22 protein-coding genes are annotated in these 25,833 nt (G+C 61.7%); 18 read left to right on the top strand and 4 right to left on the bottom strand.

The features are described from left to right. Nucleotides 1-30 precede the first annotated feature (30 nt). Nucleotides 31-318, bottom strand: coding sequence for a FaeA/PapI family transcriptional regulator (locus ACJ8IN_RS12175; RefSeq protein ID WP_060424948.1), 288 nt, complete (start codon nt 316-318; stop codon nt 31-33). A 1,116-nt stretch (nt 319-1,434) separates the two neighbouring features. On the opposite strand from ACJ8IN_RS12175, the gene ACJ8IN_RS12170 reads away from it, so the two are divergent. The 9 genes from ACJ8IN_RS12170 (at nt 1,435) to pdxR (ending at nt 10,356) form a co-directional block, all read left to right on the top strand. Next, complete coding sequence (locus ACJ8IN_RS12170) at nt 1,435-1,971, top strand: fimbrial protein (RefSeq protein WP_041037074.1); 537 nt, start codon at nt 1,435-1,437, stop codon at nt 1,969-1,971. Nucleotides 1,972-2,059: 88 nt separating this feature from the next. Further along, nucleotides 2,060-2,611 carry a fimbrial protein gene (locus ACJ8IN_RS12165; protein WP_060424946.1) on the top strand — a complete coding sequence of 184 codons (552 nt, stop codon included), beginning with the start codon at nt 2,060-2,062 and terminating at the stop codon, nt 2,609-2,611. Nucleotides 2,612-2,690: 79 nt separating this feature from the next. Next, the gene (locus tag ACJ8IN_RS12160; protein WP_308326105.1) at nt 2,691-5,192 is read left to right on the top strand and encodes a fimbria/pilus outer membrane usher protein; all 2,502 of its coding nucleotides are present in this window, start codon (nt 2,691-2,693) and stop codon (nt 5,190-5,192) included. A gap of 30 nt (nt 5,193-5,222) precedes the next feature. Further along, nucleotides 5,223-5,966, top strand: coding sequence for a fimbrial biogenesis chaperone (locus ACJ8IN_RS12155; RefSeq protein WP_033654467.1), 744 nt, complete (start codon nt 5,223-5,225; stop codon nt 5,964-5,966). Nucleotides 5,967-5,977: 11 nt separating this feature from the next. Further along, nucleotides 5,978-6,589, top strand: a complete 612-nt coding sequence (locus ACJ8IN_RS12150) for a fimbrial protein (protein WP_047570152.1) — start codon at nt 5,978-5,980, stop codon at nt 6,587-6,589. Further along, the gene (locus ACJ8IN_RS12145) at nt 6,471-7,511 is read left to right on the top strand and encodes a fimbrial protein (RefSeq protein ID WP_308326106.1); all 1,041 of its coding nucleotides are present in this window, start codon (nt 6,471-6,473) and stop codon (nt 7,509-7,511) included. The genes ACJ8IN_RS12150 and ACJ8IN_RS12145 overlap by 119 nt, the downstream gene beginning before the upstream one ends. A gap of 8 nt (nt 7,512-7,519) precedes the next feature. Then, nucleotides 7,520-8,050 (top strand): fimbrial protein, encoded by a 531-nt coding sequence (locus tag ACJ8IN_RS12140; protein ID WP_230200771.1) that lies wholly within the window; start codon nt 7,520-7,522, stop codon nt 8,048-8,050. 109 nt (nt 8,051-8,159) lie between these two features. Further along, complete coding sequence (locus tag ACJ8IN_RS12135; protein WP_060424939.1) at nt 8,160-8,783, top strand: helix-turn-helix transcriptional regulator; 624 nt, start codon at nt 8,160-8,162, stop codon at nt 8,781-8,783. A gap of 79 nt (nt 8,784-8,862) precedes the next feature. After that, nucleotides 8,863-10,356, top strand: a complete 1,494-nt coding sequence (gene pdxR, locus ACJ8IN_RS12130; RefSeq protein ID WP_308326107.1) for a MocR-like pyridoxine biosynthesis transcription factor PdxR — start codon at nt 8,863-8,865, stop codon at nt 10,354-10,356. On the opposite strand, the gene ACJ8IN_RS12125 is transcribed toward pdxR, so the two are convergent. Beyond that, nucleotides 10,353-11,270 (bottom strand): DMT family transporter, encoded by a 918-nt coding sequence (locus ACJ8IN_RS12125; RefSeq protein ID WP_060446110.1) that lies wholly within the window; start codon nt 11,268-11,270, stop codon nt 10,353-10,355. The genes pdxR and ACJ8IN_RS12125 overlap by 4 nt on opposite strands. A 283-nt stretch (nt 11,271-11,553) precedes the next feature. On the opposite strand from ACJ8IN_RS12125, the gene ACJ8IN_RS12120 reads away from it, so the two are divergent. The 4 genes from ACJ8IN_RS12120 (at nt 11,554) to ACJ8IN_RS12105 (ending at nt 18,422) form a co-directional block, all read left to right on the top strand. Beyond that, on the top strand, nt 11,554-12,792 hold the full coding sequence (locus ACJ8IN_RS12120) for an SrfA family protein (RefSeq protein WP_308326109.1): 1,239 nt from the start codon (nt 11,554-11,556) through the stop codon (nt 12,790-12,792). Next, the gene (locus tag ACJ8IN_RS12115; protein WP_308326110.1) at nt 12,792-15,737 is read left to right on the top strand and encodes a virulence factor SrfB; all 2,946 of its coding nucleotides are present in this window, start codon (nt 12,792-12,794) and stop codon (nt 15,735-15,737) included. Before ACJ8IN_RS12120 ends, ACJ8IN_RS12115 begins: the two co-directional genes overlap by 1 nt. Then, a complete protein-coding gene (locus tag ACJ8IN_RS12110) occupies nt 15,734-17,914 on the top strand; it encodes a virulence factor SrfC family protein (RefSeq protein WP_060428712.1) in 2,181 nt (726 codons plus the stop codon). The genes ACJ8IN_RS12115 and ACJ8IN_RS12110 overlap by 4 nt, the downstream gene beginning before the upstream one ends. Before the next feature lie 94 nt (nt 17,915-18,008). Next, complete coding sequence (locus ACJ8IN_RS12105) at nt 18,009-18,422, top strand: VOC family protein (RefSeq protein WP_049235316.1); 414 nt, start codon at nt 18,009-18,011, stop codon at nt 18,420-18,422. A gap of 77 nt (nt 18,423-18,499) precedes the next feature. Here ACJ8IN_RS12105 and ACJ8IN_RS12100 read toward each other — a convergent pair whose 3' ends face one another. Next, nucleotides 18,500-19,699: an NAD(P)/FAD-dependent oxidoreductase gene (locus tag ACJ8IN_RS12100; protein WP_049195613.1), complete on the bottom strand. Its 1,200-nt coding sequence runs from the start codon at nt 19,697-19,699 to the stop codon at nt 18,500-18,502. A 300-nt stretch (nt 19,700-19,999) separates the two neighbouring features. Between ACJ8IN_RS12100 and pitA the strand changes: the two genes are divergently transcribed. Further along, on the top strand, nt 20,000-21,502 hold the full coding sequence (pitA, locus tag ACJ8IN_RS12095) for an inorganic phosphate transporter PitA (protein WP_033636373.1): 1,503 nt from the start codon (nt 20,000-20,002) through the stop codon (nt 21,500-21,502). Nucleotides 21,503-21,575: 73 nt separating this feature from the next. Here the strand turns inward: pitA and uspB are convergent, their stop codons facing one another. Next, nucleotides 21,576-21,911, bottom strand: coding sequence for a universal stress protein UspB (gene uspB / locus ACJ8IN_RS12090; protein WP_016930435.1), 336 nt, complete (start codon nt 21,909-21,911; stop codon nt 21,576-21,578). A 432-nt stretch (nt 21,912-22,343) separates the two neighbouring features. Between uspB and ACJ8IN_RS12085 the strand changes: the two genes are divergently transcribed. The 4 genes from ACJ8IN_RS12085 (at nt 22,344) to ACJ8IN_RS12070 (ending at nt 25,787) form a co-directional block, all read left to right on the top strand. Then, complete coding sequence (locus tag ACJ8IN_RS12085; RefSeq protein WP_060428715.1) at nt 22,344-23,117, top strand: SDR family oxidoreductase; 774 nt, start codon at nt 22,344-22,346, stop codon at nt 23,115-23,117. A 66-nt stretch (nt 23,118-23,183) separates the two neighbouring features. Next, complete coding sequence (locus ACJ8IN_RS12080; protein WP_033636375.1) at nt 23,184-23,453, top strand: hypothetical protein; 270 nt, start codon at nt 23,184-23,186, stop codon at nt 23,451-23,453. After that, on the top strand, nt 23,446-25,200 hold the full coding sequence (locus ACJ8IN_RS12075; protein WP_047570117.1) for a monovalent cation:proton antiporter-2 (CPA2) family protein: 1,755 nt from the start codon (nt 23,446-23,448) through the stop codon (nt 25,198-25,200). The genes ACJ8IN_RS12080 and ACJ8IN_RS12075 overlap by 8 nt, the downstream gene beginning before the upstream one ends. Nucleotides 25,201-25,205: 5 nt before the next feature. Continuing rightward, nucleotides 25,206-25,787, top strand: coding sequence for a DUF924 family protein (locus ACJ8IN_RS12070; RefSeq protein WP_060424929.1), 582 nt, complete (start codon nt 25,206-25,208; stop codon nt 25,785-25,787). Nucleotides 25,788-25,833: the final 46 nt, after the last annotated feature.

Genomic DNA, 25,833 nt, shown 5'->3' with positions numbered 1-25,833 from the left:
GAATAGTCAAAAGCGACCGCCAGGGTCGAATCACTCTTTTTTTATCGCTGCCTGTTCGTCGCAGCTGTACCAGCGTAGAGAATTGTTGATGCTGCGGTGGGTGCAGCGGACCTTGCCCTCCTTTTCCAGCGCCAGCAGCAGGGTGCGGGTGGTATAAATGTTTTCGCCGCATTTATCCGCCAGCTCGCGCGTCTTCGGCCACTGCTCCAGCGGGGGATGCAGGCCCCCGGCCCCTTCCACAAGATCCCGGCACAATCCCCGCAACACATCCAGCATCAGCGATTTTCTACTTTCAAACGTTTTCGGCACCTTGGCCATAGCATTCCTCCTGAGTGGTTACTGCTGAGCCCCCGTTCATGACTGCACGTCAGTGATGCGCAGGGGCATAAATCACGGCGGCGTCCACGCAAACGACGTTGTTCCGACAAAATAGACCTGGCGCTGTCTATCACCGCGCGAATGAATATTTATTAATGAATCCAACCTTTGCCGATAAAATGTCATGCATTGTTCCTCGGATTTTTCACTAGGATTTTTCTGTGAAATTTTTTTCATGGTTATCATGATATGAAGATGTTTAAACAATCCCATAACGAACCACGAATACATAATTACCAACATTGTCAACGCATGCGCCTTACATCTGCTAAATGCATTAATCGCAGTAATCATTCCATCGTTCATCCTTTGATTATCACTTAGGTCATTATTATGTAATGCCTACTGCATCACCTGCCCTTTTCTGGTTAATCACAATGGGTTAAATAACCTAAGCACGTCCAAAAAATAGCATCCGATAAGAATAATCTTCCCACTGCCTAATTGTTATTTTTTTGTTAACACCTCTTCGGCAAACCATCGACAACCCAGGAATAGGCTGTGGAACGCCATAAGGATAACTAACCACACAAAATCATACAAAACAAATGCTTATGTTTTTCATTTTGTTTCATAAAGAAAATTTTTCAATGTTCGTCAAAGCGTAATATTAGCAAAGCGATATTGCGCATTGTAGGGCAACAGCTATTACAGTCGATCTAATATCTCGCATAACCTTATTTATGCAGTCATTTATTCTGGATAATATTTACATACGATCTATTGGTTTTTGATCTTATATTTAACTTTTTCCTTTTGGTTTTATATTCTGAATTTGAGTTATTTCAACAAAATCTATTTCCAAGTAATGCTATTTTTTGCAAGAATATTCCCAGCAAAACGCCATACTGATATTCGGGTTTTAAAATCAAATAAAACCGACCAAACATCACATAACCATTTCGTTATTAAAAGCAAATAACGAAAAGTGTGCGTATTGCCCAAAGCAAAAGGATCTGGCTCCCATCGCAGTGCGGCTAACAGGGCGTTGCTGCTCTGCGGGGATTTAGGTGTGCTTTTCTTTTTATTTAAATACTCTCTACAGGAACCTGAGAAATGAAACTGAATAAATTAATGCTGGCGACCGCCATTGCTTTTTCTACCGCCTCCGTTGCACATGCGGCGCCGACCCCGAACCAAGGCAGCGGCACCGTGACCTTTAGCGGTGAAATTATCGATGCGCCTTGCAGCATCACGCCGGACTCCGTCGATCAAACCGTCCCGATGGGCCAGATCAGCAGCCGCATCCTGGCCAAAGAAGGCAAATCCAGCGCCGAACCCTTCAGCATTGAGCTGAAAGACTGCGCGCTCAACACCATGAAAAACGTCAAGGTGACCTTCACCGGCACGCCGGATGCCGTCAACAGCAAACTGCTGGCGCTGAGCGGTTCCGCCAGCGGCGCGGGCATCGTGATTTACGACCAGCTGCACGCCAAGGAAGTTGAGCTGGGCACCGCAACGGACGGCCAGGGCCTGAACGAAGGCAACAACGCCCTGAAATTCGCCGCATACCTGCAAGGCAACAGCGCTTCCGGCGCCGTCGTGCCAGGCAAGTTCACCAGCGTGGCGAACTTTACCCTGGCTTATCAGTAAGCCTCGTTGGGGATGCCGGCGCGGGCATCCCCATGCTTAACGACGCCGGCTCCGGCAAAGGAACCGATCTCGACAGGGAGAAGCCAGCATGACCATCCATTGGCGAGGCGCATTGCTGATCGCGCTCAGCATCGGCAGCGCTAGCGCCACGGCGAAAACTCAGGGCCACGGCAAAGTCAGCCTGGGCGGCGAAATCGTCGAAACGCCGTGCAACATCGCCGGCGACAGTTTGGATCAAACCGTTGATTTCGGGCTGGTTTCAATGAGCGACGCCGGGCGAGATGCCCAGCCGAGCCTCATCGGCAGCCGCCGCCACTTCGCCATCAGGCTGGTGAACTGCGAACTGGCCAGCCAGATAAAGCCCGATTTTATTTATCGCGCGGCCAACCTCACCTTCAGCGGCATCGCGGATAGCCAAGATCCGCAATGGCTCGCCGTCCAGGGCGAGGCGCGCGGCATGGCTATCGAGTTGCTGACCGACGCCGGTACCCCGATCCCGCTCGGCAGCACGACGGCAGATTATCTGATCGTCGCCGGCGACAACACGCTGCGCTTTGGCGCCCAGCTGCGCATTCACCCCGACAGGGCACGGGCGGGCGGTTTCAGCTCATTGGCCAAATTTACCCTGTCTTATCTGTAACCGGTTTTCGTTAGGAACGCTGTACAGCATTACGTATTCAGGTCGTACGGGATGACCTGCTATTAGGCGCGGATTTGCCATGAGTGATCATTCTATGACGTCTTTACTGACAATAAAAAAAACGCCCATCATCGTCATTCTCTCTTTTCTCTGGGCAAAACCGGTCTTTTCCGCCACGGAATTCAATACCGACGTGTTGGATATCGGCGAACGCAGCAAAGTGGACTTATCCCGCTTTTCCGACGCCGATTACGTCATGCCGGGCACCTATCTGCTGGATATCAAAATCAACCAGAAAACGCTGCCCCAGCGCAGCATTCAGTATTTCCCGTCGCCGGATGACAAGAGCGGCAGCCAGGTGTGCCTGCCGCCTGACCTGGTGGAAAAAATGGCGCTGAAAGAAGATGCGGCCAGAAAAGTCACCCTGTGGCGCGACAACCAGTGTGCCGACATTCGCGGCATTAAAGGCGCAACGGTTTCCGATCGCATCAGCGGCGGCGTGCTGGCGATCACCATTCCGCAGGCCTGGATGAAATACTCCGATCCCGACTGGACGCCGCCCGAGCAGTGGGACGATGGCATCCCCGGTGTGCTGCTGGATTACAATCTCAGCGGCCAAATCGGTAAACAGCACCACGACAACGGCACCGCCGAAAGCCTCAGCAGCTACGGTACGTTGGGCGCCAACCTGGGCGCCTGGCGCCTGCGCGCCGATTACCAGACCGACTTCAACCAACAATACGGCCGGCGCGACAGCAATTTCGACTGGAATCAGATCTACGCATACCGCGCGCTGCCGATGCAGGCCGCCAGGCTGACGCTGGGCGAAACCTACCTGAATTCGCCGGTGTTCGACGCCTACCGTTTTACCGGCCTCAACCTCGCCAGCGACGAGCGCATGCTGCCGCCCAACCTGCAGGGTTACGCGCCTGAAGTACGCGGCATCGCCAAAAGCAACGCGCGGATCACCGTCTCTCAGGAAGGCCGCACGCTGTATCAAACCACGGTGCCCGCCGGGCCGTTCGCCATTCAGGATCTCAGCAGCTCGGTACGCGGCAAACTGGATGTGAAAGTGGAAGAACAAGACGGCAGTGTTTCCACTTTTCAGGTAGATACCGCCAGCATTCCTTATCTGACCCGCCCCGGCTACGTGCGCTATAACATGGCGCTGGGCAAGCCGTCTGCCTACGATCACCGCACGCAAGGGCCGGTGTTCTCCGCCGGCGATTTCTCCTGGGGCTTGAGCAACGCCTGGTCGCTATACGGCGGCGCACTGCTCGGCGGCGATTACAACGCCTGGGCCCTCGGCCTGGGGCGTGATCTGAACCTGTTCGGCGCCCTGTCGGTGGACGCCACGCAGTCGATCGCGCGTCTGCCCGATGAACCCAGCGCCAAAGGCATGTCATTCAAGGTCAACTACGCCAAACGTTTCGACGAACTCAACGGCCAAATCACCTTTGCCGGCTACCGCTTTTCGCAGCGCAAATTTATGACCATGTCGCAGTACCTGCAGGCGCGCTACGGCGACATTGACGATCGCTACAGCGGCCGACAAAAAGAGTTGTATACCGTCACCGCCAGCAAAACCTTTATGGCGGAGGACAGCGCTCAGGCGATCACCGCTTATCTGACCTACTCACACCAGACTTACTGGGACGCCGGTGCGCAAAACCGCTACGGCATGTCGACCAGCAAGCTGTTCGACTTCGGCGGGATCAGCAACATCACCGCCTCGTTGGCGGCCTATCGCACTCACTATCGGGGCCGCACCGACGATAGCGCGATGCTCAATTTCACCGTGCCTATCGGCGAGCACAACCGTCTGGGCTACGCGCTGCAGGTCAATAACCGCGACGTGAGCCAAACGGCGACCTACACCGACAACAGCGACATCAACAATACCTGGCAGGTCGGCAGCGGCGTCACCCAGTCCGGCAAACCGACGGCGAGCGGTTACTACACCCATAACGCGTCGTTCGGCACGCTCAACGCCAACGCGTCTTATCAGCAGGGCAGTTACTCCTCGATAGGCGGAACTTTCCGCGGCGGCCTGACCGCTACCCGGCACGGCGTCGCCGCGCACCAGAACGCCGGCAACGGCGGCAGCCGCATGATGCTGGATACCAACGGCGTCGCCGGCGTGCCGATCAACAACGGCCGCGCTTACAGCAACCGCTTCGGATTGGCGGTGATCTCGGACATCACCAGCTACTACAACACCGATACGCGCATCGACGTCAACAAGCTGGCGGACGACGTTGAAGCCACGCGCGCGGTGGTGCAAGGCACGCTGACGGAAGGCGCCATCGGTTATCGCCACTTCGAGGTGGTGAAAGGCAGCAAGCTGTTAGCCACCATCAAGCTGGCGGACGGCAGCGAACCGCCGTTCGGCGCCACGGTGCTGAGTGCAACCGGACGGGAGATCGCGGTGGTGAACGACGGCGGCTCGGTGTATCTGACCGGCGTCCAACCGGAAGAGCGGTTGGACGTCGCCTGGGAAGGCCGCCGTCAGTGCCGCATCGCCATCCCAGGCGCCGCCAAACCGCTGGACCGGCTGCTGTTGCCGTGCGCCAAACCGTAATCCGCAACACATTGAGAGTAGACGCATAACATGAACAAACATTCGATAGCAGTAACCGCGGGCAGCCTGGCGTTGATGACGCTGGCTTCGACGGCCGACGCGGCGATCGCGTTGGATCGCACGCGCGCCATCTATGTGAGCGACGCCAAATCGATCAGCCTTAACATAACCAATGAGAACAAAGAGTTGCCTTTCCTTGCTCAGGCCTGGATCGAGAATGCGCAACATCAAAAGATCGTTTCGCCACTGGTGGTATTGCCGCCGTTGCAACGGGTGGAAGCCGGAGAACGCAGCGTCGTGCGCATTACCAAAACGCCGGAAGCCGAGCTATTGCCGCAAGATCGCGAATCGGTATTTTATTTCAATTTGCGCGAAATTCCGCCCAAAAGCAGCAAAGCCAACGTGATGCAGTTGGCGCTGCAAACGCAGATCAAACTGTTCTTCCGCCCGAAGGCCATCGTCGCGCCGCAGGGTGAGATATGGCAAGAACAGCTGGTGTTCCACAAAACCGCCGACGGTTTCACCATCGAAAATCCGACGCCGTTCCACATCACGCTGACCGGCATCGCCCGTCAGACGCAGAAACAAGGCGGTGGTGCGATCGGCGATTTTCAGCCGGTGATGCTGTCCCCCAAATCCAGCGAAAAAGTGCGTTTGCGCGACCATGGGTTCGACGCCTTCGTCGTCACCTATATCAATGATTTCGGCGGCCACCCCGAGCTGCGCTTCACCTGCAGCGCTAGCCTCTGCACCGCCGCACCCGGAAAAAAATAAGGAGATACGGCATGGCTGACTTCACCGGCCGCCTGCGGCCTCTGCTGGTCGGCGCCTTGCTGCTCGGCAACGGCGCCGCAATGGCCTCTCCGCCGGGAGAGGTTCAGGGCACCAGTGGCACCGTCGGTTTTCAGGGCGCTCTGCTGAGCTCCCCCTGCAGCCTGGCGCCGGATAGCCGCGATCAGTCGGTCGATCTCGGTGAGATCGGCACGCTCGCCTTCCGGCGTGTCGGCGATCAAAGCGCACCGGTACGTTTTCGTCTCGCCTTTAACCATTGCCTGCTGGGCGCCAGGGCGCTGGCAGACAATCCGGCCGGCATGCGCAATGGCGATGCCGGCCTGCTCTACCTGCGGGGGGAGCAGGCCGCCACGCTGGTGTTCCTCGGTGAAAGCGATCCCGACAATCCGCAGTTGCTGAAGCTACACGGCGGCGTACAAGGCGTTGGCCTGCGGCTGAAAGATCAACGGGGCCGCGCATTGTCCCTCAACCAACCCGGCGCCCCCTATGTCTTGCAGCCCGGCGGCAATACGTTGTGGTTCAGCGCTCAGTTGGAATCAACCCGTCAGTTCATCGAAGCAAACCAATTCAAAGGAGTGGTGCATGTCCAGTTGGTCTATTTATAAACGCCTGGCGTTGCTGGGTTGCCTGGCGACGCCATTCGGCGCTCAGGCGCTGGAATGCCACCTGAATACCGAGAACGGCATTACCGAAGAGAGCGAGGATATCGGCCGGTTGACCATACCGGCCACCTTACCAGTCGGCAGCCGGCTTTGGACCTCTAAACCGATGAGCCGCGACGTTATGTGCTGGGCGCACGCCAGCAAACCCAAGGGGGAATGGGTTTATTTCTATCCCAATCCGGATAACCGGCAATTCGCCGCCGGCATCTCCATGGGGGTGATTTATAACGGCCAGGATCTTGGCTTGATCAACTCCCGGGTACAAACCGATATGTTTCGTACCCCCAAGCAACGGGAGCTCGGTCACGTCAATTACCAGGTTTATTTGCAAAAAACCGGAGAAATCATCGCGGGAGGCGCCAGCCAGATCGCCGTTTTTCAGCTCGATGGCGTAGGCGGCATCAACGTCCACCCAGGGAAAAATTACCGTTTCACCCTAACCGGGCTAGATAAAATCAAGGTAATCCAGTGCGCCGCTTCGGTGGAGCTTTCAACCCCGGAAGGCGTTGATTTCGGTGAAATCCCCGCCTGGAAACCCAATGCGGGCACCGTAGCGAGCAAGGATTTCAGCATCTTGATCCGCAAAAACGGCTGCAGCGACAGCTTCGCACTGGACGCCAATTTCATGGTGAAAAACGGCACGCTGACCGACGCTACCGGTTTGAATATGGACAATGGTTCAACCTTGCGCATCCACGATAATTCCAACCCCAAATGGATTAAATACAATCAGTTCGACAGCTTCGCCGACATGAATGGTCGCGATCAGGTGCAAAAATCCTACAGCGCCTCATTGCAGGCCACCGGGGAAGGACAGGAAGGCAATTTCCGTAAGACCGTAATCTTGCTGATTAATTATATTTAAGGGGGGTGATGATGAATAGCTATCGGACAATCACCGCTCTGTGCGGCATCGGTTTTCTATTTTCCTCCGCAGTCGCGGCGGAAAATAAGGAAATAGACTTTTTCGGTTCCGTGGTAAGCAGGCCCTGCAATATCGACCCGCAGTCTCTTCACCAGACCGTCGAGATGGATACGGTGTTGATCAAAACGTTGTACCGCTACGGCCATACCAACCCCGTGTCATTTTCCATTCGCTTAACCGACTGTAAAACCGCCGTTTTCAAATCGGTCACCGTCACCTTTACCGGCACCGAAGATGCCGAACTGCCGGGCAAGCTGGCGATCAACAATGGCGCCAACGGCGCCGCCATCGCGCTGTTCGACGGTGCTGGCAAAGCGATTGACCTGGGCACACCGGCCGATGCGGTGACATTGCAAGACGGCCCCAATGCCCTGAGGTTCAGCGCCTATGTCCAGGCCCGGCCGAGCGCGATGAAAGATAAAACCCTTACCGAAGGCGCATTCAGTTCCATCGCCAATTTTGTGCTGGCGTACCAATAAGCCTCGCACCGCCCCAGGGAAATCAGGAAAACGACCGGCGCGCAAACGCCGGCGATTGGCCGTCACCGTTCGTTCCGGCGCGGTGCCGCGGCCTTTTAAGGAGCCACCCATGCCAGATATTCGCTTCACGCTGTTCGACAGCGATAACTTCTACCAGCAGGGGCTGCGCCTGCTGCTGCAGGACTATCTGCACTCCCTGAACGAATGCCAGCGCCTGTACCCGCAGTTCTCGCCGCTGGCGCTGCAGGCGTTGGATAACATCGAAATCGTGTTCCGCACGCCGGAAGAGCGCTGGGGCTGCGCCTGCTGCTACCGGAGTCCCTACGGCATCCCGCGCCAGCGGCAGCTGACCTTGCTGATCCTCGACGACACGGCCCAGCAGCAGGTGAAAAACCTGTCTCCGCTGTTCATCATCCACCGGCGCGACTCGGTTTACGCCATTCGCCTCAAGCTGCAGATGGCGCTGGAAAAATTCATTCAGCAGCCGTGGATGGCGCTGCACGCCGCCGACATATGGAAATGCCAGGCCTGCCGCCTCGCCGCGCTGAGCCACTGTGAGAAAAAGGTGCTGGGCCTGATGAGCAGCGGCATGTCCGCCTGCAGCATCGCCGGCCTGCTGCAGCGCAGCCAGAAAACCATCAGCGCCCACAAACGTTCGGCGATGCGCAAGCTGAACGTGCGCAAAAACAGCGAGTTGAATCGGGTGCTGCTGAATCAGCGGGAGCTGAACTGAGCGACAACAGGCTCGCGAGTGACGCCAGAGTGGTTTACTCTGAATACTCATTTTCGCACTGCAAAGCGAGCCGGAATGCATGCCCAGAACAGCCAAAGCCGTTGACGTCCCCGCCCTCGGCGAGCTCGATCGTCAGGCGGGTCAACTTAGCCACCAGCTGGCGCAGGCCCTGCGCCAGGCCATCCACCGGGGCGATCTGAAAGCGGGCGATCTGCTGCCCTCGACGCGCCGGCTGTCGGCGGCGTTGAATCTGGCGCGCGGCACGGTATTGGAGGCGTTCGCTCAGCTAACGGCGGAAGGTTTTCTCGAACCGCAGCCCGGCTCCGGCACCCGGGTCGCCCACTATCAGGCGCCGCGCCGCACGCCGCACGCCACGGTGCAGGCCGCTCCGTCCACAGCCGTGCCGCTTTCCGCACAGGCGCAGCATCTGGCGCGCTTTGCCGCCCAGGCGCGGGCGTTGCCGCCGGTGCCGTTCACCGTCTCGATGCCGATCGGCGATACCGCGCCCGACGATATCTGGCGGCGGCTCGGCAACCGCATCCGGGCGCGCGGCTCCGGCGCCCCGTCAGGCTACGGCGATCCGCTGGGCGCGTTGCCGCTGCGCGAAGCCATCTGCGACTATGTGCGCCGTTCCCGCTCGGTAAACTGCACGCCGCAGCAAATCCTCATCACCTCCGGCACGCAACAAGGGCTCTACTTGGCCGCACAGATCCTGCTGGACGCCGGCGACAGCGCCTGGGTGGAAGACCCCGCCTACGCCGGCATCACCGCCATTTTCGACAGCCTGTTTCGCGATCGGCGCATGATTAGGGTGCCCGTCGCCGCCGACGGCATCGACGTCGCCGCCGGTATCCGCCTGGCCGCCGACGCCCGCGCCGCCTTTGTCACGCCGTCGCATCAATATCCGCTGGGCATGCCGATGAGCATGGCGAAAAGAAGCGCCCTATTGGGCTGGGCCAAAGAGCGGCAGACCTGGATCGTGGAAGACGACTACGACAGCGAGATGCGCTACGCCGGCCACCCGTTCCCTTCGCTGCAGGGGCTGGCGCCCGAGCGAACGCTCTATCTCGGCACCTTCAGCAAGGTGCTGTTCCCTTCGCTGCGGCTGGGTTACGCCATCGTGCCGCCACCGCTGGTCGACGCCTTTTGCGGCGCCAGGATCCTGATGGATCGCCATCCGCCCAGCGCGGATCAACACGTGCTGGCCGCCTTTATCGTCGAAGGGTATCTCGACCGGCATATCCGCAAAATGCGCGGCGTCTACGCCGAGAAACGCCGGGTGCTGATCGAGGCGATCAACACGCATATCCCCGCCGATTTGGCGATAGTGCAGCCCTGCGATCAGGGCATGCACATGGTGCTGTGGCTGAGGAAAGATCTCGATGACGTGCGGGTCGCCCAATGCGCCAACGAAGCCGGATTGGCGCTGCGGGCGGTGTCGCCGATGTATGCGCCCGGCCACGGTGAGCCGGGTCTGGTGCTGGGATTGGGCGGTTACGCCGACCGCCAGGTGCAACAGGCGGTGGAACGGCTCGGACAGGTGATCCTGGCCTGCGCCGGCAGCGGCGCCTAGCGGGAAAAGCGCTTGGCGCCGAACACGCAAACCACCACGCCGGCCATCACGGCGATCATCATCGGCTGGACGGTTTCCTGCAGCAGCCAGCCCGCCAGCGCCAGGCCAAAGAACGGCTGCAGCAGCTGTAACTGCCCGACGGCGGCGATGCCGCCCTGCGCCAGGCCGCGATACCAGAAAATAAACCCAATCCACATGCTGAACACCGAGACGTAAACCAGCGACAGCCAGGCGGCGCCGCTGACGGCAGGCCAACCGGCCGGCGCCGCCAGCCAAGTGGCCGCCAGCGTCAACGGCAACGCCGCCACCAGCGCCCAGGAGATCACCTGCCAGCCGCCGATCCGGCGCGACAGCACCGCCCCTTCGGCATAACCCAGGCCGCACAGCAGCACCGCACCGATCATCAGCGCATCCCCTTGCCAGGCTCCGCCGCTCCCCTGGCTTAGCGCGAAAGCGCCCACCAGCACGGCGCCGACGCCTGAAAAAGCCCAAAAAGCGGGCTTGGGCCGCTCTCCGCCGCGCAAAACGCCAAAACCGGCGGTCGCCAACGGCAGCAGGCCGATATACACCAGCGAATGCGCCGAGGTGGTGTGCTGCAGCGCCAGCGCCGTCAGCAGCGGAAAACCGATGACCACGCCAAGCGCCACAAACAGCAGCGGCGGCAAATCGGCCCGCGTCGGCCGCGCCTGGCGGGTGATCAGCAGCGCACACAGCGCCAGCAAGGCAGCGATCGCCGCCCTGACCGCCGTCAGAAACAGCGGATCGAGCTCCAGCACCGCCACCCGCGTGGCGGGCAGCGAGCCGCTGAAAATAATCATGCCGAGGAAGCCGTTCATCCAGCCCTGGGGCGAATGCCCGGCGACGGGATGCTCAGGGGGAACAACGAGAGTTTTTTCAGACTGACTGTCCGTCATGTGAACGCTCCGCACGCCTGAGGCATACCGAAATCGGCAACCCGCGAGGCGATGTCATAGTGAAAGAGAACATCGTTCCCCGGCGTCGCTTGCCGGGGCCAGGTTCTATTTTTCAGATAAAGCGGTTCACGGACAGGTCCGGATAGCGAGATTTTCACTGTGCCGGTTCCGCTAACGCCAAAGAAGGGCGTTTTTCGGGCTGTCCTTGGCCGTTTGGCGGCTCTGCCTGCGGGGTATCATGGACTTTTATGCGTTTTTGCAGAACAGGACAAGGTGCGGTGCCGTGGTGAAACCCTTCTTACGCAGTGGCAGTTTGGATGATGTGCTGGCTTTAGGCGAAAACGGGCAACCGGTCTACGCCTGCGCGCAGCAGCTGCGGGAAACCCTGCGTCTTCGCCGGCAGCAGCAGGCCGCCGACTGTCTGGCGATCCCCCAGCCGAACGAAAGCGGCACCCGCATCGACTGGTATGCACCCTTCCCCGGCAAGGTCACCTCCTGGCTGGCAGCGAGCGACGCCCAGCGCGCGCAGGCGGTGCGCCACCTGGAACACTGCCTGACGACCTTCCGCAGCCTGACGGAACAGGCCCAGGCGACCGATCACCCCAGCCATCGCCTGTTCGGCGCGCTGCTGGCCAAAGCGATGCAGATGCCCGACCCCAACCACGTTTACCTGGTGGACGATCGGCCGGTGCTGACCTTCTGGGGCTTTATCAAGCCGCAGGCGCAGAGCCCAGACGATCCGTTGGCCTGCCTGCGCCCGATCGAATCGGAAGTGGAAAAACCGGCGCCGATCGCCGCCGCACCGCGCAAGCCGGCCGTTGTCGAACCGGTAAAACCGACCCCGGCCGCCGAACCTGAACCGGCGCCCGCCCCGGCAGTGCCTATCGAATCCTCTGCCGCCGTTCGCCCGCGCCGGCGCTACGCTCTCTGGCTGTTGCCCGTACTGTTGCTGGGCAGTGCGGCGCTGGCCGCCTGGCTGCACCGCTCGCCGCCGCCGCAACCGGCGATGCCGGCGGAGGTCCAGCATCCGGCGCCGCCGGAAAAAACCGCCGCGCCGTTGCCCAAGCTGCGCTTGCCGCTGGCGCACGCGACGCTGATGCCGCCGCCCCCGGCGCCGGTTATCCCGCAGCCGCTGGACAAAAATGCGCTGGTGCTGCCACCCGGGGCGGTGAAGGCCGGCTCCACCCGTTTCCTTAATGGCAAATGGCGCGCCACGGTGGCGCTGAAAGACCCGATTACCGGCAAGCGCCCCAGCCTGCAATATCGTCTGAACGGCGGCAAAGGCATCGCCGTCATCGCCTACGGCGACGGCGTCAGCTGCCGGGTGGCGGTCGAAGCCGGGCTGATGCAGTCCGGCAATCTGGTGATCAACAGCCGCACCAAGGCGCGCTGCAGCGACGGCAGCCGCTACCAGATCCCGGAGATCGTCTGCCGCCAGGGCGACACCGGCGCGGCGGAGTGCACCGGCCGCTACGATGCGGACACCACCTATCCCATGACGTTCAAGCGCGAGAGTAAATGATGCTGGCACCCCTTACGGACTACAAACACGGCATTACGCTGATTCAGGACAGCGGCATTCAGTTTCTGGACTTTGCCCTGACGCCGCTGCTGGACGCCGAGTTTCCTGGCAAATTCGTGCGCAAGACCGCCAGCGGCCCGCTGCTGCGCCTGCAATGGGAGGCCGAGAGCGGCAAATACCAGCTGCCGGCCGTGGGCGACCAGGCCGCCGAAGTGGTGCGGCCGGAGTTCAGCTATCCGCTGCAGCAGTCGCTGCACCTGCTGGATAAGCTCTGGTTGCCGCTGCCCTGCTTGCGCCACACCCCGGCGGGCCTGTTCTTGTCGGGCCCGGACAACTGGGCGCGCCTGCAGGTGGTGCAGTTGGATGAACCGGATCAGGACGGCAACCTGCTGCGCGTGGTGCTGGCCTTCGACACCCGCGCCGCGGCGCCCGGCCAGGAGGCGCTGGCGCCGGGCGAAAGCGATCTCGGCACCGATCTCCGTTTCGCGCTGGCGCACCGCAACCACGAGCTGGGCGAATTCCTCGATCTGACCTGGGTGGACGGCTGGCTGCGCGAGGCGTTCAGCCAGCGCGCCGCCGAGCGGGAGCAGCGTGCCGAAGTGGAGATCAACGCCGGGCTGAAAACCTTCGAGTATCAGGCGCACTACCTCAATCTGTTGCACATGCTTGGCCATCAGCTGGCGGTGCCGCAGATAAAGATGGTGGCGGCGACGCTGCAGCAACCGGCGATCGACGTCGATCTGGTGCTGGACGTCGGCAACTCGCACACCTGCGGCGTGCTGGTCGAGGATCATCCGGAGGAGAGCAACGGCCTGAAGCAAACCTACGAGCTGCAGCTGCGTTCGCTGTCCGAACCGCACCGCGTCTACAACGAACTGTTCGAGAGCCGGGTGGAGTTTTCTCGGGCCGGCTTCGGCAAGCCGCATCTGTCGTTCCAGAGCGGGCGCGACGACGCCTTCCAGTGGCCGTCCATCACCCGCGTCGGCCGCGAAGCCGCGCAACTGGCGCAGCGGCGAACGGGCCATGAAGGCACTACCGGCATTTCCAGCCCGCGCCGCTACCTGTGGGACGAGGAGCGCTATGCGCCCGGCTGGCGCTTCAACGAGCAGCACGAGCCAATGGCCGCCGCCGCGCCGTTGACCACCCTGATCAACGACGAAGGCGTGCCGCTGTCCGCCCTGCCGACGGCGCAACGGCTGCCGGTGTTCGCCGCCCATTACAGCCGCAGCGCGGTGATGACGCTGATGCTGAGCGAGCTGCTGGCGCAGGCGCTGATGCAGATCAACAGCATCGCCCAGCGCAGCCGCATGCCGAACGCCGCCGCGCCGCGCCGTTTGCGCGCCATCATTCTGACGCTGCCTTCGGCGATGCCGAAACCGGAGCGCGAGATCTTCCGCCGCCGCATGCAGGAGGCGATCGGGCTGGTGTGGAAGGCCCTCGACTGGCACCCGCAGGATGCGCCGTTCGACGGCGCGCACGCCCGCTTCCCGGCGCCGCAGGTGCAGATGGAGTGGGACGAGGCCACCTGCGGCCAGATGGTCTATCTGTACAATGAAACCCAGGTGAACTTCGCCGGCCGCACTGACGCCTTTTTCGCCGCCATGGCCCGGCCCGACCGGCCGCTGGCGCCGGATGAGCAGACGGGCAAAACGCTGCGCATCGCCTCCATCGACATCGGCGGCGGCACCACCGATCTGGCGATCACGCACTATTCGCTCGACGACGGCGTGGGCAACAACATCAAAATCAACCCGCGCCTGCTGTTCCGCGAGGGCTTTAAGGTCGCCGGCGACGATATCCTGCTGGACGCCATCCAGCAGTTTATCCTGCCCGCCGTGCAGCAGGCGTTCGAAGCCGCCGGCGTAAGCGCCGCCCCGGCGTTGATGGACAGGCTGTTCGGCAACGAAGGGCGTATGGACGGGCTTTCCACCCTGCGCCAGCAGGCCGCGCTGCAGATTTTCATGCCCGCCGGGCGCGCGCTGCTCGGCGCCTATGAAGAATACGACCCGCTGGACAGCCGGGCGGAAATCGCCGCCAGCCTGGGCGATTTGCTGCCGCAGCCGCCGACGCCGCAGGTGCTGGCGTTTATCAACGGCGAGGTGCAGCGCGAAGCCGACAGCGACGCCTTCGAGATTCTGCACACCCCGCTGGTGATCCGCCTGGCCGATCTGCACGCCGCCTTCTTGTCCGATCGCATCGGCATCGGCCGCTGCCTGCGCCTGCTGGCCGAGGTGGTGGCGCTGTATACCTGCGACGTGCTGCTGTTGACCGGCCGCCCGGCGCGTTTCCCTGGCGTGCAGGCGCTGCTGCGCCACCTGCAGCCGCTGCCCGCCAGCCGCATTCTGCCGCTCGAGGGCTACCACACCCGCAGCTGGTACCCGTTCAACAAACGCGGCCGCATCGACAACCCGAAATCCACCGCCGCGGTGGGCGCCATGTTGTGCCTGTTGGCGATCGACCTGCGGCTGGAGAGTTTTTACTTCAACGTCGGCGATTTCCAGCCTTACTCCACCATTCGCCACCTGGGCATGCTGGACGGCAACAACATGCTGGCGGACGATAACGTCTATTACCGCGACATCGATCTGGATCGCGCCGACTTCGCGCTCGACCCCGCCGGCAGCTTCCAGCTGCGCGGCCCGCTGCGCCTGGGCTTCCGCCAACTGGACAACGAACGCTGGCCGGCCTCGCCGCTCTATACGCTGACCATCAATGACGCCCAGCTGGCGCGCAAACTGGCCGGCGACGCGGTGATCACCCTGCGGCTGGCCATTACCGCCAGCGCCGAACAGGGCGCGGAAAGCGTCAGGATCGCGCAGGCGTTGCTGGCCGACGGCAGCCCCGTCCCGGCGCACCATCTGCAACTGAAACTCAATACCCTGGCTGCCAGCGCCTCCGGCGCGACCCACTACTGGATAGACAGCGGGAGCATTTACCCACGATGAAAGCTATCACTACCGCCCAATCGGCCCCGAACCACGCACTCAGCGCCGGCATTCTGCAGGCGATCGCCTGGGTGGACACCGCGCGCCGGCAGTCCACCCGTTTGGAACGGGAAGCCGATCGCCTGACGCTGCGCCTGCGCCGTTGCCATAACCGCGCACTGCAATTGGCGAAGGCACAACCTGCGCAGGTCGCTATCGGCCTGTACGGCCACAACGCCGCCGCCAAGGCCCACCTGCTGGCGGCGCTGGCCCCCGGCGCAGAAAGGCTGCACGGCGACGCCGCGCTGGCGGTGCGTTACTGCGCCACCGCGCCGACGCCGTCCACCGAGTATCCTCTCGCCCTCGCGCTGCTCGATGAAGCGCAGTGGCTGGCCATCACGCTCGATGCCGCCGCGATGGGCGGCTTCCGGCTGGACTGGGACGCCCGCGCGATCGCCGGCCATCTGCAAGCGTTGGCGCGTCACCGCCAAGCCGTCGCCCTCGACGGCCTCAGCGACAGCGATGTGCTGGCGCTGTGGGATAGCCAACGCCGCCACGGCGACAAGGGGCAACAGGCGCTGGACAGGCATTTCTGGCCGCAGGCCGTGGCGCTGGCGCCGCAGCTGAGCATCGACGATCGCGCGCGCCTGTTTGCGCCGCTGTGGGGAGAGGAAACGACGCTGACGGCGCATTATCGCCAGCTGGCGCACACGCTGCATGCCCTCGGTGGCAGCCGACAGGTTCATGCTCCGCACCGCGCCTTACCGCTGCTGACCGCGAGCGCCGCAGCGGAAAACGCCGCGATCGTCGTGATGGCCGAACACGGCGGTGAACGGAAGATCGCGTTAAGCGATCTGACCTGGCTGACCGCCGAAGCTACCACCGTTCTGCCGCAGACGGCGCAGGCGGGCCTGCCCGCCGACGTGGCGCTGATCGACCTGCCCGGCAGCCGCGCCTGCCCGCAGGCGGAACCGACGCAGCGGCTGCAACAGGCGAAACGCGCCCATTTGCTGACCCGCTGCGCAGACGGCCTGCACGCCAACCTGCTGCTGGTGGCCGATGCCGCCGCCACGCCGCAGGACGCCGCCCGCGTCGGCCAGGCGCTCGCCAACTGGGTCAATCAGACTCAGGGAGAAACCCCGGCGCTGCGCCAGCGCCGCAAACCCGGCCTGATCTGGGCGATCACACCGTTCGATCAACGCGGGGAAGGCAAAGCGCGCCCCGACGACGCCGTACAGCGCCAGGTCGGCGAACCCGGCGACAGCTGGGCCACGCTGCTGGCGCTGGATGAACAGGATTGCCGCCGCATGGTGAGCTACCTGACCGCCCAGGCGCGCCCGGCCCAGAAGCAAGCGCGCCTGCTCGAACAGCGTGAAGAGTTGCAGCGTGAGCTGACGGAAAGCCTGCTCGGCAACTGGCTCACCGCCGCCGATCCGCACGCGGCGCAGCAGCGCGGCCAACAGCTGCTGCGCGCGCTGCAGGCGCAGGCCGGCCGCCACGGCGAACTGCTGGAACGGCTGTTGCCGCAGCGCGATACGTTGCGCCAGCTTTATCAGCAACAGCAGCACGCCACGCCGGCCCCGACGACGACGCCTGTACCGTTCGGGCTCGACATCGATCTGTTCGGCGCGCCGGAAACCCCGGCGCCCGGCGAGCCCTCCGCGTCGCCCTTTGCCGCGCGGGTATTCGCGGATTGGATCAACCATCTGCGCAGCCTGCCGGACAGTCGCCGGTTGCTGGAGCTGCTCGGCGTCGAAAAGCCGCACCTGGAACTGTTGGTCGATGCGCTGATCGGCGCCGCCTGTCGCCTGCGGCTCGATGATGAGCTGGAACGCGCGCTGTGCGCCGGGGGCCTGCCGGAACAGGGTGAAGATCGGCAAATCAGCCAGGCGCTGGCGCTACTGGGCGACTTCGTCGCCTGGCTCGGCTTCCAGCGGCGCGATGCGGCAACGCGCCCCGAGAGCCGCGTCAACCCCGGCCAGCCGATCTTTACCCCGCCGCCGCAGCCGGCGGTGGACTGGAGCAGCCAGCAGCGGTTAACCCGGCTGGCGCTGACGCCGACCAAAAACACCGCGTTTTATATCTATGACTGGCTGATCGGCCTGCAAACCCTGCTAGCGGAGAATGCGACGACGGAAAGCGCGCTCGGCGAGGTGCAGCGCGCGGCGTTGGAAGAGATCGTGGCGACTCTGCGATAAGCGGCGGCTCTGGCAGCAATAGGGGGCGAAAACAGGATAAATCGGGCGTTGCCGATTATGCTGATGAGTAACACAGCGATTCTGGGAGAAAATCATGCCCCCTTTCAGCCTGAAGACTATCGATCATGTGGTTCTGCGCGTGCGCGATGCGGAAAAAAGCCTGCGGTTCTATACCCAGACGCTGGGTTGCGACATCGCCAAACGGCGGCCCGATTTGGGGCTGGTGCACCTGCGCGCCGGAACGGCCATGATTGATCTGGTCGACGTGAACGGCCAGCTTGGAAAAAAAGGCGGCGACGCGCCCGATCCTCACCGGCAAAATGTCGATCACCTCTGCCTGCGCATCGATCCTTTCAACGAAGACGAACTGCTGGCCTATCTGCGATCGCAGGGGATCGCCGTCGATCCTGCTGAATCGCGCTACGGCGCGGAAGGCGACGGGCCGTCGGTTTACTTCAGCGATCCGGACGGCAATCGCATAGAGCTTAAGGGGCCGGCGGCCGATTAAATCACGGTGTGTTCCGGATGTCGGATAATCATAAAATAGCCTTCTAAATCGGCCTAGCCCCTTCACGCTGCTGAACGTTAACGCTCCTGCGCCGCCAACGCCTGGGCGCAGGCCCAGGCAGAGCTCCACGCCCACTGGAAGTTGTAGCCGCCCAACCACCCGGTCACGTCCACCACTTCGCCGATAAAATAGAGCCCCGGCGCCTTGTGGGCTTCCATCGTCTTGGAGGAAAGTTCGTTGGTGTCGACGCCGCCGAGCGTCACTTCCGCCGTGCGGTAACCTTCGGTGCCGTTCGGCTGCACGCGCCAGTTCTGCAACAGCTCCACCAGCGCCGCCTGCTGCGGCGCATTCAGCTGCTTCAGCGTGGCCTCCGGCAGTTGTCCCAGGGTTTGCAAGCACTCCACCAACCGCTTCGGCAATTGCAGCGCCAGGGTGTTTTTCAGGCTTTGGTTCGGGTGCTGGCGGCGTTGATCATCCAGGAAGGCCGCCAAATCCAGCTCAGGAAGTAAGTTAACGCTCACATACTCACCCGGTTGCCAGTAGCTGGACAGCTGCAGCACCGCCGGGCCGGACAGACCGCGATGGGTAAACAGGATGCTTTCACGGAAGCTGACGCCGTTCTCGGCGGTGATCACCGCCGGCACCGAGACGCCGGACAGCGTCTGCACATGCTCCAGCAGCGGCTTATGCAGGGTAAAAGGCACCAGCCCGGCGCGCGTCGGCAGCACCCTGAGGCCGAACTGCTCCGCCAGCTTGTAACCGAACGGCGAAGCGCCCAGCCCCGGCATGGACAAACCGCCGCTGGCCACCACAAGTGAGCGAGCACTCACTTTTTCACCATTCAGCGCCAGCGCGTAACCATGTTCGGTTTTCTCCACGCCCAGCACTTCGCTGCGCAGGCGCATCGTCACCTGGCCCAGCTCGCACTCTTTGACCAGCAGATCCACCACCTGCTGCGCCGAGTCGTCGCAGAACAGCTGCCCCAGCGTTTTTTCATGGTAGGCGATGCCGTAGCGGTTGATCAGATCGATGAAGTCCCACTGGGTGTAGCGCGCCAGCGCCGACTTGCAAAAGTGCGGGTTGTTCGACAGGTAGGCCGCCGGTTCGGCGTACATGTTGGTAAAGTTGCAGCGCCCGCCGCCGGACATCAGGATCTTGCGGCCCGGTTTTTTGCCGTTGTCGAGCAGCAACACGCGGCAACCGAGTTGCCCCGCCTGCGCGGCGCAAAACATGCCGGCGGCGCCCGCCCCAATCACTACGACATCAAACTGTTCCACCTGAGCCTCACTTATCAAAACCACAATCGCGACAAAAGGGCGCCATATTACGCCGTTTCGCCGCCGGTCACCGCCAAATTCACGGCGGCAGATTGTAAAGCCCCGGCGCCGCCAACGCCATAGTAAGAAAATATTACAGAGGTCAGAGGAGAATAACGCATTGATATTCCATATTTTTGTTATAGGCGCGTCATCGTTTCGTCATGTCCAAATCAAAAAAACGTCATATTTTCCTTTTCCCCGGCCCCGGTTGTCACTGATAATGCGCGGCGTTCATGTCCACAAACTGGCGTAACGCTTATGCTGCATTTGTTCGCTGGCCTGGATTTCCATACCGGCCTGATGTTAATTCTCGCATTGTTGTTCGTGTTGTTTTATGAAGCCATCAACGGTTTTCATGATACGGCCAATGCGGTCGCTACAGTTATTTATACCCGCGCCATGCGCTCGCAACTTGCGGTCGTGATGGCAGGTTTGTTCAACTTTCTTGGCGTAATGCTCGGCGGTTTGAGTGTTGCTTACGCCATCGTCCACTTGCTGCCTACCGATCTGTTGTTGAACGTCAGTTCAGCACACGGATTAGCCATGGTCTTCTCCATGCTGTTGGCGGCAATCATCTGGAACCTCGGCACCTGGTATTTCGGTCTGCCGGCCTCCAGTTCCCATACGCTGATAGGCGCAATCATCGGTGTCGGTTTAACCAACGCCCTGATGACCCACACTTCGGTGGTGGATGCGCTTAACGTCCCGAAAATGATTGGTATTTTCCTTTCTCTGCTGTTCTCGCCGCTGGTCGGCATGATGGTGGCGGGAGTGATGGTGTTCGCCTTGCGCCGCTATTGGAGTGGCACCAAGAAACGCCAGCGTATCCACATGACCCCTGCGGAACGTGAAAAGGTCGACGGCAAACGCAAGCCGCCGTTCTGGACCCGTATCGCGCTGATCCTGTCGGCGATTGGCGTCAGCTTCTCGCACGGCGCCAACGACGGCCAGAAAGGCATCGGCCTGATCATGCTGGTGCTGATCGGCGTTGCGCCGGCCGGCTTCGTGGTCAATATGAATGCAACCGGTTATGACATCACCCGTACGCGTGACGCCGTGACCCACCTGCAGCAATATTACCAGCAGCACGGCGACGCGCTGTCGCATGCGGTGTCGTTGACGCCGCTGGTGCCAAGCCCGGATGACGAAGCTGCGCCGAACAAGCCGGCCGAGTTCCACTGCGACAGTTCGCGCGCCATGCCGGCGATCGAGCTGGCTCAGGGCATGCTGACCAACCTGCAAAGCTACGATCAGCTGACGGTTGAGCAGCGCAGCCACCTGCGCCGCCTGCTGATGTGCGTGACCGACACGGCGGATAAAGTCGCCAAGCTGCCGGAAACCTCATCCGCCGACCAGCGCTTCCTGAAGAACCTGCGTCAGGATCTGCTGCAGACCGTCGAGTACGCGCCGATGTGGATCATCGTCGCCGTCGCGCTGGCGCTGTCGCTCGGCACCATGGTGGGCTGGAAACGCGTGGCCACCACCATCGGCGAGAAGATCGGCAAGAAAGGCATGACCTACGCCCAGGGCGTATCGGCCCAGATGACCGCGGCGCTGTCTATCGGCGTGGCGAGTTATACCGGCATGCCGGTCTCCACCACCCACGTCCTCTCTTCGGCGGTTGCCGGGACGATGATCGTGGACGGCGGCGGCGTGCAGAGCAAAACCGTGAAGAACATCCTGTTGGCCTGGGTACTGACCCTGCCAATCTCGATTCTGCTTTCCGGTGCGCTGTATTGGGTTGCGTTGAAGCTGATCTAAGCGATAAGCATCATGAGGAAGGCGGCCGCAGGGCCGCCTTTTTTTTGCCTGCATCAAGGGAAACAGAAAGGCATTAATACCAGATCATCAGCGCTATCAGGCTGATGACCACCAGGCCGCACAGGGCCGAGGTCAGCATGAACTGCCCGCGCACCCGCTCGCAGCGGCGAATAAACTCCGGATCGTGGTGCTCGACATAGCGTTGCGCAAAGATATAGCGCACCAGCCTCAGCTGCTTGCTGGGTTGCCCGTGGGCGGTGAAGAAACCGCCGCCGTCGACGTATTGGTACAGCAGCGGATCGCAGCCGCGCAATACCACCAGCAATGCGCGCAGAGAAGAGTAATACCGCACCATGTTTACCACACACACCACACATAAGGCCCAAAACAGCGCGACGGTACTGATCATGATTACCCCCTCAAGGCGTTGTTATCCGCGGCCATCCGCCGGGTCCAACCGCCCTACCTCATTACCCGATACTCTGCTGGAGCTTACCGCTCTCATCCCCTTTTTTGCCTGCACGGGCCATGCCCATAACCCACCGCCTCCAGAGACGTTACCGCACCGCACAGAGAGATTTGCACGGCGTGATTCCACTCAGAGGGGAAATGGTAAGGCCCATATTCATCATTGTAGGTTAATGAAACGCAAACTGGCCTGATCAGTGGATAAAATTTACCGCCACGCGCCGAAACGCCCCCGCCGGGGCGTTATAAGTGATAACCGTTCGTCTGCAATTAGTCGTTTTTCCTGGATAGTCTATCCCGCCCCACGCCGCTGATCTTTCCCCCCACGCTGGCTAGACTCAGGTTTCCGTTACGCTCATCCAAGGAAACTGTTATGGCAAACCATTCAATCAAGGGAAAAACCGTCCTGATCGCCGGCGGCGCCAAGAATCTCGGCGGGCTGATCGCGCGCGATTTGGCTGAACAAGGCGCCAAAGCGGTAGTGATCCACTACAACAGCGCCGCCTCCAAAGCCGAAGCCGATAAGACCGTCGCCGCCATCCAGGCCGCCGGGGCGCAAGGCGTCGCGCTGCAGGCCGATTTGACCACCGCGGGCGCGGTCGAGAAGCTGTTCGCCGATGCTGTCGCCGCCGTCGGCAAGCCGGATATCGCCATCAATACCGTCGGCAAAGTGCTGAAAAAGCCGATGATCGACATCAGCGAGGCCGAGTACGACGAGATGACCGCGGTCAACGCCAAAACCGCGTTCTTCTTCCTGAAAGAGGCGGGCAAACACCTCAACGACAACGGTAAAATCTGCACGCTGGTCACCTCGCTGCTCGGCGCCTTCACGCCGTTCTATGCCGCTTACGCCGGCACCAAAGCGCCGGTGGAGCACTTCACCCGCGCCGCCGCCAAGGAGTTCGGCGAGCGCGGCATCTCCGTGACGGCGGTCGGCCCCGGCCCGATGGACACCCCGTTCTTCTACCCGGCGGAGGGTGCGGACGCCGTGGCCTACCACAAGACGGCGGCGGCGCTGTCGCCGTTCAGCAAAACCGGCCTCACCGATATCGAAGACGTGGTGCCGTTTATCCGCCACCTGGTCAGCGACGGCTGGTGGGTTACCGGCCAAACCATCCTGATCAACGGCGGCTATACTACCAAGTAACGCCGCATGGGGGGCGCGCGTCTGGCGTCCGCCCCCGCCAGGAGGCGCAGCGTAGAGGATATTGCAATGCACATGCTGATGGTCATTGGCGGAGGCGTGGTTCTCTTGGGATTGTTTGTGCTGTTCGGCTGGCTCTGGGGCGCCAGTGCGGCGGGCATGGCGCTGGCGGCAAAAATTTTCGTCCCGGCCTGGTTGCTGATCGCGGCGGTCAATATGTGGGTGGGCGTCGCCCACGCGGGCTACAGCCTGCGGGCGGAGTTGCCGATCCTGCTGCTGGTGTTCGCGATCCCCGCCGCCATCGCCGCGTTCGTATTCTGGCGCCTCGCCCATGTCTGAAAGCGCCGGCGACCTGCTCAACGTGGTGACGCTACTGGGCGCCGCCGTGGTGGCCGTGCCGCTGTTCAAGCGCTTGGGGCTGGGCTCGGTGCTGGGTTATCTGGCCGCCGGTTTGGCGATTGGGCCGTTCGGCTTTGGTTTGTTCAACGATGCGCAGACTATCCTGCACACCGCCGAGCTTGGGGTGGTGATGTTTCTCTTCATCATCGGCCTGGAGATGCGGCCTTCTCATCTGTGGAACATGCGGCGCGATATTTTCGGCCTGGGCAGCCTGCAGGTATTGAGCTGCGGGCTGCTGCTCACCGCCATCGGCATGGCCTTCGGCTTTTCATTGGCCATCTCCTTCATCTGCGGCATGGGATTCGTGCTGACGTCTACCGCCATCGTCATGCAGCTGTTGGGCGAACGCGGCGACATCGCCAGCCCGCGCGGTCAGAAAATCGTCGCCGTATTGCTGTTTGAAGATCTGATGATTGTCCCGCTGCTGGCGCTGGTGGCGTTCATCGCGCCGGCCGGTTCATCGACGCCGGTATCCGGTTCCGCCTGGGGCGGCATCGCCATCGCCGCCGGTGCGCTGGCCGCGCTGGTGGCGGCCGGCATCTGGCTGCTGAACCCGCTGTTTCGCATTCTGGCGAACGCCAAAGCGCGCGAAGTAATGACCGCAGCTGCGCTGCTGGTAGTGCTTGGCGCCGCTTTGCTGATGCAGCTGGGTGGCCTCTCCATGGCCATGGGCGCCTTTTTGGCCGGCGTGCTGCTGTCGGAATCGACGTTCCGCCATCAGCTCGAAGCCGACATCGAGCCCTTTCGCGGTTTGCTTTTGGGGCTGTTCTTCCTCGGCGTCGGCATGTCTCTCGATCTGGCCGTGGTGGCGCGCAACTGGCCGCTGATCGTCAGCGGCGTGCTGGCGATGATGTTCATCAAAGGCCTGTGTATTTACTGCGTGGCCCGGTTGACGAAAAGCTCGCACGGTGATGCTCTCGACCGCGCCGTACTCATGGCGCAAGGGGGAGAATTTGCGTTTGTGCTGTTCGCTGCTGCGCTGGCCAATCAGGCGCTGCCTGCGGAAGCCAACGCCAACATGACCGCCGTCGTGGTGCTGTCGATGGCTTTGACACCGCTGGCGGTGTTGATCCACCAACGTCTGCGCGCCTCGTCCGACGCCTCGTTGGACGGCACGGAACAGCCCGCCGGCTTGACCAACAGCGTGCTGATCGTCGGGTTTGGCCGTTTTGGTCAGATCGTCAGCCAGCACGTTTTGGCGATGGGCGCCGATATCGCCATTATCGACCGCGAACCCCAGGTTGCCCGCGACGCGCAAGACTTCGGCTTCAAAGTTTACTATGGCGACGGTGCGCGCATGGATGTGCTGCATGCGGCGGGCGCCGGCCACGCCCGCGCCATCTTGGTCTGCATTGACGATCCGCAAGCCGCCACGCAGATTGTCGAACACGCCAAAACCCACTTCCCGCAGGCCCGGGTGCTGGCTCGCGCTCATGACCGCGAACATGCCATCGCGCTGATCAAGGCCAATGTGGATTACCAAATTCGCGTCACCTTAGAGTCCGCCATGTCTTTCGGGCATGAAGCTATGTTGGCGTTGGGTTCCGATCCGGAAACCGCGGCGGATCTGATGGCCGAGCTGCGGCGCAAGGATGCCGAACGGTTGGCGATGGAGGTGTCCGGCGGCATTTACGCCGGTACATCGATGATTTTGGGCAATGCGCCGACCAAGGCTAAGAAGGAATGACGGGCATGCCGACCCTTTTCCGCCGGCGCAGCGATGCGCTCGCGGCCGATAATCAAACGGCCGATGAGGTGGTGCGGTTTTGGCGAGACGCCGGCGCAGAGCAATGGTTCCGGCAGGATCCGCGCTTCGACCAACGCTTTCGCGCGCGCTTTTTGGGCCTGCATCTGGCGGCGGCCCGGCGTGAACGCGACGACTGGCTTAAGACGCCGGAAAGCGCGCTGGCGCTGATGATCCTGCTCGACCAATTTCCGCGCAACGCTTTTCGCAACACCGCCCACATGTACGCCACCGATCCGCTGGCGCGCCGCTTCGCCCGCATCGCCATTGCGGCGAACTACATGCAGGCCGTCGAGCCTTCGCTGCGCCTGTTTTTTTGCCTGCCGTTTGCCCACTCGGAAAATCTCGCCGATCAGGATCTGTCCGTGGCGCTAAACGCTCAACTGGGGCCGGCTGAACGCGCGCACGCCGAGGGGCACCGCGATATCATCCGCCGTTTCGGTCGTTTCCCACATCGCAATCAGCTGCTGTTGCGCGATACTACCGCGCAGGAGCAAGCCTTCCTGGAGCAAGGAGGGTTTGCCGGATAACGCCGCAGGAATGCATTAAGCGGCAATAATCAATAATAAGGACAAT

It is taken from the genome of Serratia sp. CY31944, from assembly GCF_052169175.1.
Lineage (GTDB): Bacteria > Pseudomonadota > Gammaproteobacteria > Enterobacterales > Enterobacteriaceae > Serratia > Serratia sarumanii.
Note: the sequence above shows the minus strand (reverse complement) of the source record. Positions and strands in the feature narration are given on the sequence as shown.

Excerpts from the sequence above, each read along its gene's own strand:
- ACJ8IN_RS12085 (WP_060428715.1), top strand. The coding sequence starts at position 22,344 with ATGGCAAACCATTCAATCAAGGGAAAAACCGTCCTGATCGCCGGCGGC.
- ACJ8IN_RS12170 (WP_041037074.1), top strand. The coding sequence starts at position 1,435 with ATGAAACTGAATAAATTAATGCTGGCGACCGCCATTGCTTTTTCTACC.
- ACJ8IN_RS12125 (WP_060446110.1), bottom strand. The coding sequence starts at position 11,270 with ATGACGGACAGTCAGTCTGAAAAAACTCTCGTTGTTCCCCCTGAGCAT.
- ACJ8IN_RS12105 (WP_049235316.1), top strand. The coding sequence starts at position 18,009 with ATGCCCCCTTTCAGCCTGAAGACTATCGATCATGTGGTTCTGCGCGTG.
- ACJ8IN_RS12150 (WP_047570152.1), top strand. The coding sequence starts at position 5,978 with ATGGCTGACTTCACCGGCCGCCTGCGGCCTCTGCTGGTCGGCGCCTTG.
- ACJ8IN_RS12160 (WP_308326105.1), top strand. The coding sequence starts at position 2,691 with ATGAGTGATCATTCTATGACGTCTTTACTGACAATAAAAAAAACGCCC.
- ACJ8IN_RS12070 (WP_060424929.1), top strand. The coding sequence starts at position 25,206 with ATGCCGACCCTTTTCCGCCGGCGCAGCGATGCGCTCGCGGCCGATAAT.
- ACJ8IN_RS12145 (WP_308326106.1), top strand. The coding sequence starts at position 6,471 with ATGTCTTGCAGCCCGGCGGCAATACGTTGTGGTTCAGCGCTCAGTTGG.
- uspB (WP_016930435.1), bottom strand. The coding sequence starts at position 21,911 with ATGATCAGTACCGTCGCGCTGTTTTGGGCCTTATGTGTGGTGTGTGTG.
- ACJ8IN_RS12075 (WP_047570117.1), top strand. The coding sequence starts at position 23,446 with ATGTCTGAAAGCGCCGGCGACCTGCTCAACGTGGTGACGCTACTGGGC.
- ACJ8IN_RS12115 (WP_308326110.1), top strand. The coding sequence starts at position 12,792 with ATGCTGGCACCCCTTACGGACTACAAACACGGCATTACGCTGATTCAG.
- ACJ8IN_RS12155 (WP_033654467.1), top strand. The coding sequence starts at position 5,223 with ATGAACAAACATTCGATAGCAGTAACCGCGGGCAGCCTGGCGTTGATG.
- ACJ8IN_RS12175 (WP_060424948.1), bottom strand. The coding sequence starts at position 318 with ATGGCCAAGGTGCCGAAAACGTTTGAAAGTAGAAAATCGCTGATGCTG.
- pitA (WP_033636373.1), top strand. The coding sequence starts at position 20,000 with ATGCTGCATTTGTTCGCTGGCCTGGATTTCCATACCGGCCTGATGTTA.
- ACJ8IN_RS12135 (WP_060424939.1), top strand. The coding sequence starts at position 8,160 with ATGCCAGATATTCGCTTCACGCTGTTCGACAGCGATAACTTCTACCAG.
- ACJ8IN_RS12165 (WP_060424946.1), top strand. The coding sequence starts at position 2,060 with ATGACCATCCATTGGCGAGGCGCATTGCTGATCGCGCTCAGCATCGGC.
- ACJ8IN_RS12110 (WP_060428712.1), top strand. The coding sequence starts at position 15,734 with ATGAAAGCTATCACTACCGCCCAATCGGCCCCGAACCACGCACTCAGC.
- ACJ8IN_RS12140 (WP_230200771.1), top strand. The coding sequence starts at position 7,520 with ATGATGAATAGCTATCGGACAATCACCGCTCTGTGCGGCATCGGTTTT.
- ACJ8IN_RS12080 (WP_033636375.1), top strand. The coding sequence starts at position 23,184 with ATGCACATGCTGATGGTCATTGGCGGAGGCGTGGTTCTCTTGGGATTG.
- pdxR (WP_308326107.1), top strand. The coding sequence starts at position 8,863 with ATGCCCAGAACAGCCAAAGCCGTTGACGTCCCCGCCCTCGGCGAGCTC.